General features: G+C 55.9%; 1 protein-coding gene. It reads right to left on the bottom strand.

What is annotated here, in order from left to right; translation table 11 throughout:
- The coding region (locus MF6396_RS28745; RefSeq protein ID WP_161493058.1) for a hypothetical protein at positions 1 to 625 on the bottom strand (625 nt) is incomplete at its 3' end.
- Positions 626 to 646: the final 21 nt, after the last annotated feature.

Raw genomic sequence — 646 nt, 5'->3', positions numbered from 1 at the left:
CTTTTGCACCATTTTTTTCCCCGCTTTGCAACATCCCCGCCAGCTTCTCAAGCCACCCTGGCGTTTTCGAAGCCACAGCTTTAGCAGCACTTCCCAGCGAAATAATCGCCAGCGCCAGTTCCGCTTCTGCCTCCACCCCAAGCCGATGACTCTCCGATTCGGTCGGCGTAAACAGCGTATCTTTGGTGCTCTCAAACTGGTTCAGAAACTGACTGACCAATTGCAGCGCAGCAGGATCGACCTTTTCCCTCCCTTGACCATGCCGCGCGGTGGCTTCCAGCGCTTGAACCATCTGCTGTTCAGTTACGTTTTCAGCCCCTGGCGCGCAGTAACCGGGCATTTGCCTGCATGCATCGGCGATGCCTTTGGCGAAGCTTTCGGCATTCTTCCTGTGCAGGTCATGGTTGTAAATGGTTGCACTCTGAGCAACCTCGGAGCCTTTCTGAAGATCACCGTTGACGGCTGCGGCGGCAAGCACACCAGTCAATTGGGACAGCATCACATGAACGTTGGTGTCGCCACCGGATAACGTTGACAGCGTATCTGCCATGGCCTCGTTCAAGCCCGCAGCCATGGCGCCAGTTTTGAAATCGCTGCCCGTGGCCTCTGCCAGCAAACCACCCATGACGGCATGCACCACAATTTT

The organism is Pseudomonas sp. MF6396 (genome assembly GCF_002018915.1).
Lineage (GTDB): Bacteria > Pseudomonadota > Gammaproteobacteria > Pseudomonadales > Pseudomonadaceae > Aquipseudomonas > Aquipseudomonas palmensis.
This window is presented reverse-complemented; position numbering and strand designations above follow the sequence as displayed.